This window comes from Myxococcus qinghaiensis, from assembly GCF_024198215.1.
Classification (GTDB): Bacteria; Myxococcota; Myxococcia; order Myxococcales; family Myxococcaceae; genus Myxococcus; species Myxococcus qinghaiensis.
Genome location: NZ_JAKCFA010000007.1, coordinates 302,795 through 316,605, shown reverse-complemented (window position 1 = coordinate 316,605; position 13,811 = coordinate 302,795). Strand labels below are relative to the sequence as shown.

The 13,811-nt window shown below is 70.9% G+C and carries 12 protein-coding genes and 1 riboswitch; of the genes, 5 read left to right on the top strand and 7 right to left on the bottom strand.

What is annotated here, in order from left to right:
- Nucleotides 1–102: 102 nt before the first annotated feature.
- Nucleotides 103–390, bottom strand: coding sequence for a hypothetical protein (locus LZ199_RS15275; protein WP_253994413.1), 288 nt, complete (start codon nucleotides 388–390; stop codon nucleotides 103–105).
- A gap of 233 nt (nucleotides 391–623) precedes the next feature.
- Between LZ199_RS15275 and LZ199_RS15270 the strand changes: the two genes are divergently transcribed.
- The 4 genes from LZ199_RS15270 (at nucleotide 624) to LZ199_RS15255 (ending at nucleotide 4,989) form a co-directional block, all read left to right on the top strand.
- Nucleotides 624–1,805 (top strand): SRPBCC family protein, encoded by a 1,182-nt coding sequence (locus LZ199_RS15270; RefSeq protein ID WP_253994412.1) that lies wholly within the window; start codon nucleotides 624–626, stop codon nucleotides 1,803–1,805.
- Nucleotides 1,806–2,004: 199 nt separating this feature from the next.
- Nucleotides 2,005–3,198, top strand: a complete 1,194-nt coding sequence (locus LZ199_RS15265; RefSeq protein WP_253994411.1) for a sensor histidine kinase — start codon at nucleotides 2,005–2,007, stop codon at nucleotides 3,196–3,198.
- Nucleotides 3,173–3,886: a response regulator gene (locus LZ199_RS15260; RefSeq protein ID WP_253994410.1), complete on the top strand. Its 714-nt coding sequence runs from the start codon at nucleotides 3,173–3,175 to the stop codon at nucleotides 3,884–3,886. Before LZ199_RS15265 ends, LZ199_RS15260 begins: the two co-directional genes overlap by 26 nt.
- Nucleotides 3,883–4,989 (top strand): ATP-binding protein, encoded by a 1,107-nt coding sequence (locus LZ199_RS15255; protein ID WP_253994409.1) that lies wholly within the window; start codon nucleotides 3,883–3,885, stop codon nucleotides 4,987–4,989. The genes LZ199_RS15260 and LZ199_RS15255 overlap by 4 nt, the downstream gene beginning before the upstream one ends.
- 39 nt (nucleotides 4,990–5,028) lie before the next feature.
- On the opposite strand, the gene LZ199_RS15250 is transcribed toward LZ199_RS15255, so the two are convergent.
- The 6 genes from LZ199_RS15250 to LZ199_RS15225 all read right to left on the bottom strand — a co-directional run bounded on the left by LZ199_RS15250 (nucleotide 5,029) and on the right by LZ199_RS15225 (nucleotide 11,425).
- Nucleotides 5,029–6,924, bottom strand: a complete 1,896-nt coding sequence (locus tag LZ199_RS15250; RefSeq protein ID WP_253994569.1) for a M56 family metallopeptidase — start codon at nucleotides 6,922–6,924, stop codon at nucleotides 5,029–5,031.
- On the bottom strand, nucleotides 6,924–7,316 hold the full coding sequence (locus tag LZ199_RS15245) for a BlaI/MecI/CopY family transcriptional regulator (RefSeq protein ID WP_253994408.1): 393 nt from the start codon (nucleotides 7,314–7,316) through the stop codon (nucleotides 6,924–6,926). The genes LZ199_RS15250 and LZ199_RS15245 overlap by 1 nt, the downstream gene beginning before the upstream one ends.
- Nucleotides 7,317–7,418: 102 nt before the next feature.
- On the bottom strand, nucleotides 7,419–8,840 hold the full coding sequence (locus tag LZ199_RS15240; RefSeq protein ID WP_253994407.1) for a sigma-54-dependent transcriptional regulator: 1,422 nt from the start codon (nucleotides 8,838–8,840) through the stop codon (nucleotides 7,419–7,421).
- Nucleotides 8,841–8,862: 22 nt separating this feature from the next.
- Nucleotides 8,863–9,384: an OsmC family protein gene (locus LZ199_RS15235; protein ID WP_253994406.1), complete on the bottom strand. Its 522-nt coding sequence runs from the start codon at nucleotides 9,382–9,384 to the stop codon at nucleotides 8,863–8,865.
- Nucleotides 9,385–9,503: 119 nt separating this feature from the next.
- Nucleotides 9,504–10,916 (bottom strand): SLC13 family permease, encoded by a 1,413-nt coding sequence (locus tag LZ199_RS15230; RefSeq protein WP_253994405.1) that lies wholly within the window; start codon nucleotides 10,914–10,916, stop codon nucleotides 9,504–9,506.
- A 77-nt stretch (nucleotides 10,917–10,993) separates the two neighbouring features.
- On the bottom strand, nucleotides 10,994–11,425 hold the full coding sequence (locus tag LZ199_RS15225) for a CBS domain-containing protein (RefSeq protein WP_253994404.1): 432 nt from the start codon (nucleotides 11,423–11,425) through the stop codon (nucleotides 10,994–10,996).
- Between the two features lie 225 nt (nucleotides 11,426–11,650).
- A riboswitch (TPP riboswitch) is annotated at nucleotides 11,651–11,761 on the top strand.
- 45 nt (nucleotides 11,762–11,806) lie between these two features.
- Between LZ199_RS15225 and thiC the strand changes: the two genes are divergently transcribed.
- Nucleotides 11,807–13,681: a phosphomethylpyrimidine synthase ThiC gene (gene thiC, locus LZ199_RS15220; protein ID WP_253994403.1), complete on the top strand. Its 1,875-nt coding sequence runs from the start codon at nucleotides 11,807–11,809 to the stop codon at nucleotides 13,679–13,681.
- Nucleotides 13,682–13,811 lie beyond the last annotated feature (130 nt).

The following is a 13,811-nucleotide window of genomic DNA, read 5'->3' as shown; positions in this document are numbered from 1 at the left end:
CCCCGCTCACCGCTCGTCGGACGAGCGAGGGCAAGGCCCTCCGAGGTCCGCCCGTCGGGAGCGCCTTCGCGAGGGACTCCCGGCAGGACGGTTGCCTGGCGCTCAGGAAGGCTGCTCGCCGGCGTCGCCCGCGATGATGGTGGGCATGCCCCCCGGCTGTCCTGGCGCTGGCGGGTCGTGGATGCCCGGCGGGGTGATGTCCGGCGGGAGCGGCGGCTCGATTTCGGGAGGATTGCGCTGAGGAGGCTCCTCCTCGGGCGGCTGCCTGACTGGCGGCTCACGCTGGGGCGTTTGCGGGTCGGGCTCCTTCACCGGGTTGTTGGGCGTCGGCTCGCGCGTGGGCGGCAGCGGCGTGGGCGTTCCGGGAATCGGCGGTTGCTGCGTCGGCATGCGTGGCGTGCTCCTGAAGAGGTCGTCTATCCGCCCGCTCAACCTGTGCACGCCCGGGCAGGCGGGCACCGCCCCGAACAGGTCCCAGGCGGGGCCTTGTGCCCTCAGGGGCTCATGGGTGGCGAGCATCCCCTCGGGGCCTGGAGCCGCCGGCCCGTGGCTGCTGCACCGCGGCACGAGCGCCTTCACCTTCCCCCGATGGGGCTCATCGAAAACCGGACAGGAGGCACGAAATGAAGGCAGCCATTTGGGGGCTCGGGGGGCTGGGGGTGGGCGTGGGGTTGATGTACTGGACGGATCCTCGCAGTGGTCGGTGGCGCAGGTCCCACCTGCAAGGCAAGGCGGTGCACGCCGCCCACGAAGCCGGAAGCGCGGCGGGCGTCGTGAAGCGGGACCTGGCCCAGCGCTCGCGGGGCCTGTTCCTGGAGTCCATCGGCCGGTTCCGCTCCGAGACGGTGGATGACGTGACGCTCGCCGAGCGCGTCCGCTCCGCGCTGGGTCGCGTGTGCTCGCATCCCGGCTCCGTGAAGGTGGCCGCGCGCGATGGCGTGGTGACGCTGGAGGGCTCCATCCTGCTCGACGAATTCAAGCGCGTGGTGCCGTTCATCCGGCGCGTGCGCGGCGTGCGCGGCGTGGAGAATCGGCTGCTGCCCTTCGCGGACTCAGCGCGTCGGTCCGAGCTTCAAGGCGGGCTCGCGCGCGGGGGACCGTCGCGGACCTTCGGCCCGGCGCACTGGTCTCCCTCCGCGCGGTTCTTCGGCGCGCTCGGGGCCTTGTCGCTCGCGTCGGGGGCCATCCAGCGGCGCGGAATCCTCGGGGGACTGCTCGGCGCGGGAAGCCTGGTGCTGGGGCTGCGCGCGCTCAGCAACCTGGACCTGAGGCGGCTCACCGGCATCGGTGTGGGACCTCGCGCGATGACGCTGCACAAGGACATCACGGTGAACGCGCCGGTGGAGGAGGTCTTCGCCTTCTGGGACGCGATGCAGAACTTCCCGCGCTTCATGACGCACGTGGATGAGATTCGCGTCGACACCGAGGGCCGCTCGCACTGGAAGGTGAAGGGCCCCGCGGGCCTCCACTTCGAATGGCAGGCCATCGTCACGCAGCGCGTGCCCGGCAAGCTGCTCGCCTGGAAGAGCGTGCAGGGCACGTCCGTGGAGAACGCGGGCGTCATCCACTTCGAGCCCACGCCGAAGGGTGGCACGCGGGTGGACATCCGCCTCTCATACAACCCGCCCGCGGGCGCCATCGGCCATGCCTTCGCGCGCATGCTGGGCGTGGACCCGAAGCGGCAGATGGACGATGACCTGCTGCGCCTGAAGTCCCTGCTGGAGCGCGGCAAGGCCACGGGGCGCGAGACGGTGACGCGCGAGTCCCTGTCGACAGGGCGCGGCCGACAGTCGCTGACGCACTGACGCCACGCTCGGAGGGAGGGCGGCCGGCCGGGTCGCCATGCCCACTCCCGCAGGATTTGCGCACTCCCGTCCCCGGGGCGGCGGGTGCGCATTTCTTGCGCGCACCGGGGCCGGTTTACCTCCATGGGGCTGGCCTGGTGCTTGCTGCGGAGTTCCTCCTGCGAAGCGGGGCGAGCGGTTAATCTCGGGCCCTGAAACCATGGCGGAAACCTTGTTCGAGGAGCTGAAGCGGTACGTGGGCTTTGGAGCGCGGGACGAGCAGTCACTCGTCGGCCTCCACGCCATCGCGCACCCGCATTTCCCCCGCATCGCTCGCGTCTTCTACGACCGCATCCTGGAGCACGAGGGCGCGCGGCGGGCCCTGGAGGGCGGCGAGAGTCAGGTGGGGCACCTGCGCGGCACATTGCAGGTGTGGATGGACCAGCTCCTGCGAGGCCCGTGGGACGAGGCGTACTTCGCCCTGCGCTGCCGCATCGGCCGGATGCACGTGCGAATCTCTTTGCCGCAGCACTACATGTTCGGCGCGATGAACGTGCTGCGCCAGGAGCTCAACGCCATCATCGACTCGGCGTACCTGGACCAGCCGGAGACGCTCCACAGCGCCCGCGCGGGGCTGGGGCGCATCCTGGACCTGGAGCTGGCCATCATGCTCCACACCTACCGCGAGGACCTGCTCGCGCAGCAGGCGAAGCACGAGCGCCTCGCGACCTTCGGCCAGTTGGTGGGCTCCATCGGCCACGAGCTGCGCAACCCGCTGGGCGTCATCGAGACCTCGCTCTACATCCTGCGCAGCCGCGCGGGCCCGTCGATTGACGAGCGCACGACGAAGCACCTGGACCGCATCGGCGAGCAGGTGGGCATCGCCAACCACATCGTGTCCGACCTGCTGGACATGATTCGGGACCGGCCGCTGCAACACCAGGAGGTCTGGCTGGACGAGGTCTGGCAGGAGGCCCTCAAGGCCGTGGCCTGTCCGGAGGTGGTCCGCGTCAGCGCGGAGGGGCTGGTGGCGCTGCCGCCGGTGCATGGAGACGCCGGACAGCTGCGCCAGGTGTTCGTCAATCTCCTGGAGAACGCGGTGCAGGCGCTGGAGGAGTCGGGTGGCGAGGTGACGCTCATCGGCGCCACGCGCGAGTCCGGTGGGGTGGAGCTGGTGCTGGAGGACTCGGGGCCGGGCGTCAGCGACGTCATCCGGGGGCGCCTCTTCGAGCCGCTGATGACGACGAAGGCCCGCGGCATCGGCCTGGGCCTGCCGCTCGTCCGGCGCATCCTGGAGCGTCATGGCGGCACCATCACCTACGCGCCGCGCGCCGGGGCCGGGGCCCGCTTCGTGATTCAGCTTCCCAGCACGCCCGAGGAGGGCCCGCATGCGCCGCTACCTCCTGCTGGATGACAACCGGGCGCTGGCGGAGAACCTGGCGGAGATCCTCCGGGACGAGGGCCACCAGGCCACCATCGTCGTCTCCGGTGACGAGGCGCTGCGCGAAGTGGCCACCACGCGCTTCGACGCGCTGGTGACGGACATGCGCATGCCTGGCATGAGCGGCGCGGACGCGGTGCGGCGCATCCGGCGGGTGGACCCGGGCCTGGCCGCCGTGGTGATGACGGCCTATCCCCGCGAGGACGACTTGGAGACGGCGCGGCGGGAGGGCCTGCTCGCGGTGTTGCCCAAGCCGGTGCCCATCTCCATGTTGATGGGCCTGCTGGCCAGCGCGCGGAGAGACGGGCTGGTGGTGGTGGCGGAGGATGACCCGGCGCTGAGCGACAACCTCTCCGAGGTGCTGCGCGCGCGGGGCTTCTCGTGTGTGACGGTGGCATCGGTGCTGGACGCGGACCTGCTCTCGTGCGCGGCGCCCTTCGCGGCGCTGGTGGACCTGCGCATGCCCGGCGGGCCGGATGGCGAGACGCTCCGGAGGCTGCGCGCGCGCTACCCCGGCCTGCCCACCTTCGTCATGACGGCGTGGCCGGACCTGACTCCGCTGGGCGCGGGCGTGGAGGTCTTCTCCAAGCCCTTCGACACGGCGGCGCTCATCGGCGCGTTGGAGTTGAAGTACGCCGAGCGCCCCGAGGCCCGGCCATGAGCGAGCCCACGGCCCAGCCTCCCTCGCGCGTCCTCGTCGTGGATGACAACGCGGCGTTCCTCGACAACCTGGGGGAGCTGCTGGGGGACGCGGGCTACGCGGTCCGCGCGGCGTCGACATGTCGGAGTGCGCGGGAGAAGGCGCGCGAGGGCTTCGACGTGGCGCTGGTGGACCTGCGCCTGCCGGATGGTGACGGGACGGCGCTGGCGGCGGAGCTGAAGGCGGGCGCGCCGGACTCGGAAGTCGTGCTGCTCACGGGCTTCGCCACGCTGGAGACGGCGGTGGCGGCGGTGCGCGCGGGGGCGTGTGCGTACTTGATGAAGCCGTGCGCGCCGCGCGAGCTGCTCCTCACGCTGGAGCAGGCGATGCGCCAGGTGCGGCTGCACGCGGAGAAGCGCGAGCTGGCGCGGCGCGCGCAGGTGACGGAGAAGCTGGCCGCCGTGGGGACGATGACGGCGGGGCTGTCGCACGAGATTCGCAACCCGCTCAACGCCGCCGCGCTTCAGTTGTCCGTGCTGGAGCGGCGCGTGCGCAGGCTGCAAGACGGCCAGCAGGGCGCGCTGTTGGAGCCGCTGCTGCTGGTGCGCGACGAGATTCGCCGGCTGGACCACATCCTGGAGGACTTCCTCCAGTTCGCCCGTCCCCGGGAGTTCCGCCCCGGCTCCGTGGACGTGAAGGCGCTGGTGCGCCGCGTGGTCGACCTCTTGAGCAGTCAGGCCGAGACGCGGAAGGTGGCGCTGACGCACGTCATTCCGGAGGCGCCGTTGCCCGCGCTGTCCGGCGAGGAGGAGCGGCTCAGGCAGGTGCTCATCAACCTGTGCCTCAACGCGCTGGAGTCCACGCCCGCGCAAGGCCGCGTGACATTGACTGTCGGCGCGGAGGAGGGGCGGGTGTGGCTCACGGTGGATGACACCGGCCCGGGCGTCCCGGAGGCGGTGAGGGACCGCATCTTCGAGCCCTTCTTCACCACCAAGGTTCAGGGCTCCGGGCTGGGGCTCCCCATCGTCCACGCCATCGTCACGCAGCACGGCGGGACGCTGGAGGTGGGGACGGTGCCCGGAGGGGGCGCTCGCTTCCTGCTGCGGCTGCCGGTGGCGCGGTAGGGCGAGCCCGCGCGCACCGGTGTCACTCGCGGGTGAGGCTCAGAAGCCCAGCGGCGGCGTGGCCAGGCTGGACGCGGAGACGCTCGCGCAGAGGATGCAGGCGCTCTGGTTGGCGCCGTCCGCGCGCTTGCCCGGCTTGTCCGCGCTGGCGACCTGACGCCGCTCGTCCATGCCGCCACCGGGCTCGTTGGTGAACCAGATGTCGAACTCGTAGTGCACGGGCACGGGCTTGCCATCGAGCGTCGCGGGCTCGTAGCGCCACGTGGTGAGCGCGCGGATGACGCCCTCCTCCAGGCCGGAGAGCCCCTGGAGCGACTTGCAGTCGGTGACGGAGCCCTCGGCGGTGATGGTGCAGCGGGTGACGACCGCGCCCTTGGGGACGGCGGACATGCGCGAGCGCATGTGCTGGGTCAGGTCCGCGAAGTGCATCCGGCTCCCTGACAGGAAGCGGGGCGGGGTGATGCCGGGGCCGAGCGTGAAGACGCCGTCTTGCGCGGGTCTGGGCGTGGTGGCGACGGGAACCGGCGTCGGGAGGGGCTGCTCCACCTGGGGCGGGGCCTCGGCCACCTGGACGGGGGCGGCAGGCGCGCTCTCCAGGGCGATGGCGGGAGTCGCCGGCTCAGCGTCGAGCGAGTAGGGCGTCCGGGGCAGCTCCGTGCGGACGATGCTCTGCGTGTCCGGGATGAGCAGCGGGCGCGGGCCGGGCTCACGCACCTTCTTCGGCGGAGCCTTGACGGTGGCACGGGCCGGCCGGCCCACGGTGGAGGAGATGTTGACGGGCAGGACGCGCGGCAGGGGCGCGACGAGCGGCCGGTGGATGGGCGGCTCGTCCGCCGCGAAGGCCTGCTCATGGCTCGGGGGAGGCGTGGCCTCGGCGGACACGGTGTCGGGGGCGCCGGGCGTAACGGCCATGGCCGGCAGGGGGACCTGGGAGGTGCCCAGCGCGAGGGCGAGCGCGGCGCCGCCCAGTCCACTGACCAGGCGCCAGGACCTGCGCGGGGCATGCGCCTCCGGCACGGCCAGCAGGCGGCGGATGCGTCCGAGCAGCGAGCCTCCATCCGCGCCGAGCGCGAGCAGGGCGGACGGCGGCGCGCGAAGCTGCTCGATGTGAGCGAGCGCGCGCGCATAGAGGAAGGCGTCTCCGCACGACTGCACGGCGAGGTCATCCGCGCAGTGCTCGCGCTCCTCGCGGATGCGGTGCGACAGCCACCAGACGGCGGGGTGGTAGAAGAGGAAGGTCTCCACCAGCGCCTGGAGCAGGTTGACCAGGTAGTCGTGCCGTTGGATGTGCGCGAGTTCGTGCGCGAGCACCGCCTCCAACTGCGCGGGCGTCAGTCCGGCGATGGCACCCGCGGGGACGAGGATGAGCGGACGCCACAGGCCGATGACCTGGGGCACGTCGACGCGAGCGGAGGCCAGCAGTCGGACGGGGCGCGTCAGGCGCAGCCGCGAGAGCGCTTGGGCCAGGGCCTCACGCCAGGCGGGCGCGGGCTCCTGGGTGTGCAGTCGGGACAGCCGCTGGGCCGCGTACCAGGAGATGAGCATCCGGGCGGACAGCAGCAGCACGCCGCAGCACCAGGCCGGCAGGAGCCACGGCCGCAACAGCTCCAGCCAGGACGTCCCGGCCGCCACCGTCGCGGGCTCGGCCACGCTCTCCAGCGTGGTGCCCGGAGGCAGCGTCGCGGACAGGAGCGTCTGGGCGGACATTCCACCCGCCACGGGAGCCGCGGTGCCCGTCGTCCCCAGCAGCGCGCCGAGGCACGTGGCGAGCGGTAGCAGGGCCATGGTCAGCAGGCCCAGACAGGCGACGGCGTAGCGGCCCCGCGCCGAGCGACGCGACATCAAGGCCAGCAGCCCCGCGACCACCAGCGCCACCGCCGCGCCTTGCCAGGCGAAGGCGAGCAGGGCTTGTTCCAGTGAGTCCAGCACGTCCATCACTTCCCCCGCCTCTCGTGCTCGTCGAGCAGCTTCCGGATCTCCGCCAGCTCTTCCGCGGAGGCCCGCTTCATCGAAAGCGCCTGGGCCACGACGCTGGACGCCGAGCCGCCGAAGGCCCGGTCCATCAAGTCCCGCAGCAAGTCCCGCTGCGTGCGCTTCTGGCTCAGGGCCGCTTCGTAGACATGGGTGCGCTCGCTCTCGTCGCGCTGGACGAGCCCCTTCTCCGTCATGTTCTGGAGGAGCTTGAGGACCGTGGTGTAGCCGGTGTCCTTGTCCTGCGTGTCCCGGAGCGACTCATGCACCCGACGGACGGTGCTGGGCCCCAACTGCCAGAGGACTCGGAGGATGGCCAGCTCGGCGCGCGTCGGCTGCGGTGGAACGGGCGTCATTCGCGAAAGTATTACGACGTGCGTCGTAACTGTCAACGACGGACGTCGTAGATGCCTGAGATGGAACACCGCGTCGCGCGCGGGGTGGTATCCGCCTGCGCGTCAGGACTCCGCGGCCAGGTCTCCGGGCAGCTCGTCCGCGTCGGGCTTCACCGGGGCCCCGTCGCCCTGCGCGCCGTACTCCTTGAGGCGGTATTGAATCTTCCGCACGCTGATGCCGAGGACCTCCGCCGCGCGCGACGTGGAGCCCTGCACCATCTCCAGGGTGCGGAGGATGGCCTCCCGTTCGATGGCCGCGAGCGTGGCGCCGGGGATGAGCGCGCCCGTGCTCGTCCCGCTGGGACGGGGGCCGCGCAGCACGGGCGGCAGGTCATCGGCCGTCAGCTCCTGTGCCTGGGTGAGGACGACGGAGCGCTCAATCGCGTTCTCCAGTTCACGGATGTTGCCCGGCCAGTCATGCGCGAGCAGCGCCTGGAGCGTGCCCGGCGCCAGGCCGCGCACCTGCTTGCCGTAGGCCTCGCCGTACTTCTCCAGGAAGTGGTTCACCAGCGCGGGGATGTCGCTCTTGCGCTCCCTGAGCGGCGGCAGCGTGACGCTCACCACGTTGAGCCGGTAGTAGAGGTCCTCGCGGAAGCGGCCCGCCTTCACCTCCGCGGCGAGGTCCCGGTGCGTCGCGGCGACGATGCGCACGTCCACCTTGAGCGTCTGCGTCCCGCCCACGCGCTCCAGTTCCTTTTGCTGGAGAACGCGCAGGAGCTTCACCTGCACGGTGGGGGAGATCTCCCCGATTTCGTCCAGGAAGAGGGTGCCGCCGTCGGCCAGCTCGAAGCGGCCTTCCTTGCGTGCAATCGCGCCGGTGAAGGAGCCCTTCTCGTGGCCGAACAGCTCGCTCTCCAGCAGGTTCTCCGACAGCGCGGCGCAGTGCACGCGGATGAAGGGCTTGTCGCGGCGCGGCGACTCCTGGTGCAGCGCCTGGGCGATGAGCTCCTTGCCCGTGCCGGACTCGCCGAGGATGAGCACCGTGGCGCGCGTGGCCGCCGCGCGGCGCACGACGTCGTAGATGCCCTGGAGCTGCGGGGACTCGCCGATGATGTCGTGGAAGCGCCGCACGCGGGTGCGGACCTGGTCCCTGAGGGACTCCGCCTCCTGGAGCAGGCTGCGCTTCTCCAGGGCCTTGGACAGGGTGACGAGCACCTGGTCCGCGTCGAGCGGCTTGAGCAGGAAGTTGTCCGCGCCGGACTTCATCGCCTCGACGGCCATCTCCACGCTGGCGAAGGCCGTCATCATGACGAACGTCGCGTCGCTGCCCTGCTCGCGCGCGGCGCGCAAGAGGCTGAGGCCGTCCATCCGCGGCATGCGCACGTCGGTGAGCACCACCGCGGGAGAGAAGTCGGACACGCGCGCGAGGGCCTCGGCGCCATCCGCGGCCTCGGCCACGTCGTAGCCCTCCTCGCTCAGGATGGTGGCGATGGCGCGGCGGGCATTGTCCTCATCGTCGACGACCAGGATTCGCTGTGCGGACATGGATGGGGGCTCGGAGGTGGGGTCAGGGAAGGGCGATGCTGGGGAGGGGCTTCGCGAGAGGCGCGTCTGGCGCGGGGTGGGGGCTCGCGGCGCGGGCATGCCACGTCTCGACGACGGCTTCGATGCGCGGCGTTATCTGGATGACGGAGCTGGGGAAGCAGTGGGCGGGCAGCTCGGAGAAGATGAGCCGCACCACCTCCGCGTCCAGGTCCGTGGCGACTGCGACGTGGGGGCGGACGATGAGGTCGGTGAGGTGCGGCGGCTGGCCCGGCCCGCCCACGACGCGCGCCACCGCGCAGCTCTGGTAGAAGAGGACGTTGACGTCCGCCTCGCGTGCCCGCTCCAGGAACGCCAGCAGCGTGCGTCCCTCCACAGCGCCCACCAGCAGCGTCTCTGGGGCCCAGAGTCCGTCCTCCATCGCGCCGGGCTCGACGAGCGGCAGTCCGATGGGCACGGGAGGCGCCCGGTCGCTCGTCAGCACGGCACCCCGATCGCCTTGCCAATACAGGCGCGTTTCGTACTCAGTGATGATCACGGACGTCATGGGCACTCCTTGCGCCGGGCCCTGTTCCGGCATTGCCCTTTCAACCCGTGTGCCGCGAAGGTGCTTCATGGTGGGCCGGGGATTCGCCCTGCGGCCCCGGACGGGCGAGCGAGGGTAGCTCATGGCAGCCCAAAGAGCCGTAGCACCATGGGGCCCGTCAAGCTGACCAGCAGACAGCCGGCCAACATGAGGGGAAGCCCCAACTTGAGCAGCTCGGCGGTGTCGAGTCCCTCGCCCGCGGCCATCGCGTTGGGCGGGGTGCTGATGGCGAAGGGGATGCCGAACGAGCACCCCATGGCGACGAGGATGGGCGTGGACGCGGAGGGCTCCATGCTCAGGGCCAGGGGCATGAGCAGCGCGGCGGTGCCGGTGTTGCTCATCAGCGCGGACAGCCCCGCGGCGACGACGACGAGCGCCCCCAAGCGGGCCTCGCGAGGCCACGCCTCCAGCCGGGCGCCATCGAGGGCGTGAGCCACCAGACCGGAGTGTTCCAGCAGCTTCCCCAGCGCGAGGCCTCCGGCGATGAGCAGCAGCGTGGACCAGTCGAGGCGTCCCAGGTCCTCGCGCTTGAGCAGTCCGGTGCCGAACAGCAGCGCGGTGGCGCCCAGGGCCACCACCGGTGCGGGCACGCCATGGAGCGGCTCCGTCAGCCAGGCAATCACACAGGTGGCACTCACCGCGAGCACCCGTCGACCGGAGACGTCGAGCGTGCGGGCCGGCTGTGCGGGCAAGGTCAGCAGGCCACGCATGCGAAAGCGCAGCAGCACGAGGCCGAAGCCCAGGAGCAGCATGAGGAGGGTGAGGGGCAGGGCGAAGGCCATCCAGCCCGCGAAGGTGACTTGCGCGTGAGCGCTCGCGGCGGAGACGGCGAGGGCGTTGGGGCCGCTGCCCACGGGCGTCGCCATTCCGCCCAGGTTCGCGCCCAGCGCCACGCCCGCGAGCAGGGCGGGTCGCAGCGGAGCGCCCGGAGGCGAGGCGAGCAGCAAGGGCTTGAGCGCGGCGAGCATCATCGCGGCCGCGGCCACGTTGGACATCCACATGGAGAGGAAGGCCACGCCGCCCATGACCAGCAGGAGCAGCAGCCGGGGCCGGCCTCGCGACAGGCGAACGACGTGCCGGGCCACGGCCGAGTCGAGGCCGTGGCGCATGGCCGCCACTTCCAGCGTGAAGCCTCCGAGGAACAGGATGAGCACCGGGTCCGCGCACCAGGCGAGCACGGACGACAGCCGGTACTCCGAACCCAGCGGACCGAGGACCACGGGAGTGGCGCCCAGCAGGAGCAGGGTGGGCACGAAAGGGGGAACCAGCTCCGTGAGCCACAGCACCAGGCACACGCCGGCGACGAGCACCGTGCGTGACGCGACGTCACCTTGCACGCCGAAGCCCGCGAGTCCCGCCACGGCGCCGAGCCCCACCAGCGCCAGCACGGGCCGCGTCCAACGACGTGGCGACGAGGGCGGCGGAGTCGCCTGGGGTGGCGAGGGGAGCAGGGCCTCTGCGTCTTCGCTGGTCGAGGCGAGAGGGGAAGTCATGCGGGGCGGACCGTCACGGAGGGCAGGGAGAAGGCGACAGGGGAAGAGAGCTCGCCTCCGTCACACGCAGGCGGACCTCAGGCGTTGAATTCCTTCGCAAGCTCGCGGCGGTCCTTGTCCTCGATGAGGTGCTGCGCGTAGCGCACGAGGTCCGCCTCGGTGAGGATTCCGAGCAGCGTGCCGTCCTGCCCGACGACGGGAAGGCAGCCGAACTTGTTGCGCAGCATCATCTCCACCGCCTCGCGCAGGGACGCCTCGGGCGTCACCGTCGTCACGTCGCGGGTCATGATGTCGGCGGCCCACAGCGGCTGCGCGGCCGGGTCCGACGCGTGCGTGGCCGCGGCCCGGAGCAGGTCGCGGTGGGTGATGAGGCCCACGAGCTTTCCCTGCCGGAGGACGGGCAGGTGCCGGATGCGGTGCAGCCGCAGCAGCTCCTCCGCCTTGCCCAGGTTCTGCGTCTCCTTGAGCGTGACCACCTCACGGGTCATCAGTTCGCCGACGATCTTCATGTGTGGTGCTCTCCCGGTCCTGGATTGAACTCGCTGGGAGGCCATTGCACGGCGGAGGCCAGCCCGGCTTCCCTCGGGCCACGGCGATTCCCGCGTCCCGGACGCGCAAGCTTTGCGCCGTCATGGGGTGTCCCGCATTCCTTGCGCGCGGGATGTTCACTGGCGCGCTTCGAGCCCTGGCTTCCGGGTGGGTTGAAGCCCGTCCCGGTGTGCGCTAGATGCTCACCCAGTCGCTAGGGGTGCCCCTCGTAAGGGGCTGAGACGGCCGCGTGGCGCGGCCAACCCTTGGAACCTGAACCGGGTCATACCGGCGGAGGGAAGCGGCCCGGAACCCCTCTGGGGCTTCCGTCTGCCTTCCCGCCCGTCCTCGAGGAGAGAGAGATGAGCGGAGCGTCCAGAAGCCTCAAGGTCGATGGCAAGGTGCTCGAAGGCATCAGCCAGGGCCCATTGCCAGCGTCTCGCAAGGTGTTCGTGAGTGGGGAGCTGCACCCCGACTTGCGCGTCCCCGTGCGCGAAATCAGTCAGACCCCCACCCGACACGGACCGGGCCCGGAGGCCCGGGTGACGGAGAATCCCCCCGTGCTCGTCTATGACTCCAGCGGTCCGTACACGGACCCGGAGCGGGACATCGACCTGCGCCGCGGCCTGCCCGCCACGCGCGAGCCCTGGGTGCTGCGCCGCGAGGACACGCAGGAGCTGTCGGGCATCACCTCCCAGTACGGCAAGGAGCGCGAGGCGGACCCCCGGCTGGCGGGGCTGCGCTTCGGCCACCGTCGCAAGCCGCGCGTGGCGCGTCAGGGCAAGAACGTCACCCAGTTGCACTACGCCCGGCGCGGCATCATCACCCCGGAGATGGAGTACGTGGCGCTGCGAGAGAACCTGCGCATGGACGCGTCCCTGTCCGCGCAGCACCCGGGCCACTCCTGGGGCGCGTCCATCCCCCGCGTCATCACCCCGGAGTTCGTGCGCGAGGAGATTGCCCGGGGCCGCGCCATCATCCCCGCGAACATCAACCACCCGGAGCTGGAGCCGATGATCATCGGCCGCAACTTCCTGGTGAAGATCAACGCGAACATCGGCAACTCCGCCGTGTCCTCCTCCATCGAGGAGGAGGTGGAGAAGATGGTCTGGTCCATCCGCTGGGGCGCGGACACGGTGATGGACCTGTCCACCGGCCGGAACATCCACGAGACGCGCGAGTGGATCCTCCGCAACGCGCCGGTGCCCATCGGCACGGTGCCGATCTACCAGGCGCTGGAGAAGGTGGGCGGCAAGGCGGAGGAGCTGACGTGGGACATCTTCCGCGACACGCTCATCGAGCAGGCCGAGCAGGGCGTGGACTACTTCACCATCCACGCCGGCGTGCTGCTGCGCTACGTGCCGCTCACCGCCAAGCGCCTGACGGGCATCGTCAGCCGGGGCGGCTCCATCCTCGCGAAGTGGTGCCTGGCCCACCACCAGGAGAACTTCCTCTACACGCACTTCGAGGACATCTGCGAGATCATGAAGGCGTACGACGTCAGCTTCAGCCTGGGTGACGGGCTGCGGCCGGGCTCCATCGCCGACGCGAACGACGCGGCGCAGTTCGGCGAGCTGGAGACGCTGGGCGAGCTCACGAAGATCGCCTGGAAGCACGACGTGCAGACGATGATTGAGGGCCCGGGCCACGTCCCCATGCACCTCATCCAGGAGAACATGACGAAGCAGCTCGCCGTGTGCGGCGAGGCGCCTTTCTACACGCTGGGGCCTCTCACCACGGACATCGCTCCGGGGTATGACCACTTCACCAGCGGCATCGGCGCGGCGATGATCGGCTGGTTCGGCTGCGCGATGCTCTGCTACGTGACGCCCAAGGAGCACCTGGGCCTGCCGGACCGCGACGACGTGAAGGAAGGCGTCATCACGTACAAGATCGCCGCCCACGCCGCCGACCTGGCCAAGGGGCATCCAGGCGCTCAGTCCCGCGACAACGCGCTGTCCAAGGCCCGCTTCGAGTTCCGCTGGGAGGACCAGTTCAACCTCTCCCTGGACCCCGAGCGCGCCCGAGCCTTCCACGACGAGACGCTGCCCGCCGACGGCGCCAAGGTCGCCCACTTCTGCTCCATGTGCGGCCCCCAGTTCTGCTCCATGAAAATCACCCAGGACGTCCGCGACTACGCGGCCAGGACGGGAGTCACGGACACCGCCGCGCTCGACTCGGGGATGGAGCAGAAGAGTGAGGAATTCCGGAAGGCGGGCAGCGAGTTGTATCGCTGAGCCAGGCAACCCGAAATCGAGGGCGTCAAACGACCCGCTACATCACCTGTCCGAGACGTGACAATGAGAGTGGGTGCATGTCATGTTAGGCAGGCATGGGCGCGGCGTTCGCGCCCCCGATTATCGGGAG

What these genes read in the sequence shown, in the direction of transcription:
- LZ199_RS15275 (WP_253994413.1), bottom strand. Translation starts at nt 390, where the DNA reads ATGCCGACGCAGCAACCGCCGATTCCCGGAACGCCCACGCCGCTGCCG.
- LZ199_RS15270 (WP_253994412.1), top strand. Translation starts at nt 624, where the DNA reads ATGAAGGCAGCCATTTGGGGGCTCGGGGGGCTGGGGGTGGGCGTGGGG.
- LZ199_RS15265 (WP_253994411.1), top strand. Translation starts at nt 2,005, where the DNA reads ATGGCGGAAACCTTGTTCGAGGAGCTGAAGCGGTACGTGGGCTTTGGA.
- LZ199_RS15260 (WP_253994410.1), top strand. Translation starts at nt 3,173, where the DNA reads ATGCGCCGCTACCTCCTGCTGGATGACAACCGGGCGCTGGCGGAGAAC.
- LZ199_RS15255 (WP_253994409.1), top strand. Translation starts at nt 3,883, where the DNA reads ATGAGCGAGCCCACGGCCCAGCCTCCCTCGCGCGTCCTCGTCGTGGAT.
- LZ199_RS15250 (WP_253994569.1), bottom strand. Translation starts at nt 6,924, where the DNA reads ATGGACGTGCTGGACTCACTGGAACAAGCCCTGCTCGCCTTCGCCTGG.
- LZ199_RS15245 (WP_253994408.1), bottom strand. Translation starts at nt 7,316, where the DNA reads ATGACGCCCGTTCCACCGCAGCCGACGCGCGCCGAGCTGGCCATCCTC.
- LZ199_RS15240 (WP_253994407.1), bottom strand. Translation starts at nt 8,840, where the DNA reads ATGTCCGCACAGCGAATCCTGGTCGTCGACGATGAGGACAATGCCCGC.
- LZ199_RS15235 (WP_253994406.1), bottom strand. Translation starts at nt 9,384, where the DNA reads ATGACGTCCGTGATCATCACTGAGTACGAAACGCGCCTGTATTGGCAA.
- LZ199_RS15230 (WP_253994405.1), bottom strand. Translation starts at nt 10,916, where the DNA reads ATGACTTCCCCTCTCGCCTCGACCAGCGAAGACGCAGAGGCCCTGCTC.
- LZ199_RS15225 (WP_253994404.1), bottom strand. Translation starts at nt 11,425, where the DNA reads ATGAAGATCGTCGGCGAACTGATGACCCGTGAGGTGGTCACGCTCAAG.
- thiC (WP_253994403.1), top strand. Translation starts at nt 11,807, where the DNA reads ATGAGCGGAGCGTCCAGAAGCCTCAAGGTCGATGGCAAGGTGCTCGAA.